Below are 1,230 nucleotides of genomic sequence, written 5' to 3'. Positions count from 1 at the left end.
AGAGGGTGTATTTGAAATGATCTACGCGGCCAGCCTAGTAGCGAGGATACGTGCTTCAGCGAGCCAGACCCAAGCGACAGGTGCCCAATTGGAGCGATCGTGATGTGCGATGAGGCGACGTGCGCGCTCGTTCCACGCGTGGGTGCGCTCGACCACCCAGCGCTTGGCTTGCACGACGAAGCCCTTAGGGATGGCGTCCGGCCACAGTTGCCGTTGCTCAGCCACGAAGGTGCCTGTGACGCGGTTGGCTGGATGACGAACGACCTCGACCGCAATGCCGTGCGTTTCTCGCAGCGCCATTGCACATTGGCCGGCATAGGCTGCATCGACGTAGAGCTTCTGCAGTCCTGGCGCTTTAGCGCAGGCTTGCGCAACCACAGGGGCGGCGCCATCGCGGTCTTGCACGCTCGCAGCGGTCACGGTCAAAGCCAGCAGCAGTCCCAAGGTATCGACCACGAGATGGCGCTTGCGGCCTTTGACCTTTTTGCCCGCATCGAAGCCACCATCGCCACCCTGGGCCGTGCTGCGCGTGCTTTGCGAGTCGATGATGGCGGCCGTCGGCTCGGGCGCTTTGCCGATGCGCTGGCGCCACTGCTGACGCAGACGATCGTGCATGAGCTCGAACGTGCCCGCCTGTGCCCAGCCTCGAAACGCCGAGTACACCGCACGCCAAGGCGGGAAGTTCGAAGGCAAGAGCCGCCATGCGCAGCCGGTGCGCACGATGTACATGCAGGCATTGACGATGTCGCGACGCTGGTGCGTGCTGGGCGTGCCGCGTCCACCGTTGCGCTCGAACAGATCATGCACAAGGGTCCACTCGGCATCGGTGAGGTCCGTGTTCATGCCGTTGAGGCCACTTTCCCGGCGATGCGCTGCTGTATAGCCAAATCGCTGAGGCGCCGCCCCCTGGGTCTGCGCACGCTGGCCTGCGCGCCGTGCCGGCCGTACGCGCTTGATTCCTGCCTTCTTGAGGGCCTTGCGGATCGTCGCCGAGCAAACCTCAATTCCCGTCTGATGCACGAACGCGCGCGTCAGCTCGTCCATCGATGCCTGCGGCATCTGCCGAGTCAACTCGACAAGCCTGAGCAATTCGCCCGCTTGCAGCAGCGCTGGCCTGCCGCCCAAATTCTTGCCCTCTCGCGTCGTCGTCCCCACTCGTCACCTCCTGCGTTGCAGCATTGCGTATGGGACGAGGATAACGTGTGAGTGTTTATTTCAAATACACCCTCT

1 protein-coding gene is annotated in these 1,230 nt (G+C 63.3%); it reads right to left on the bottom strand.

Annotation, left to right across the window (positions count from 1 at the left end; translation table 11 throughout):
* Nucleotides 1-21: 21 nt before the first annotated feature.
* A complete protein-coding gene (locus AC07RV_RS45805) occupies nucleotides 22-1,125 on the bottom strand; it encodes an IS5 family transposase (RefSeq protein ID WP_256223127.1) in 1,104 nt (367 codons plus the stop codon).
* Nucleotides 1,126-1,230 lie beyond the last annotated feature (105 nt).

The sequence above is a fragment of the Variovorax sp. GW821-FHT09B01 genome (genome assembly GCF_059418345.1).
This window is presented reverse-complemented; position numbering and strand designations above follow the sequence as displayed.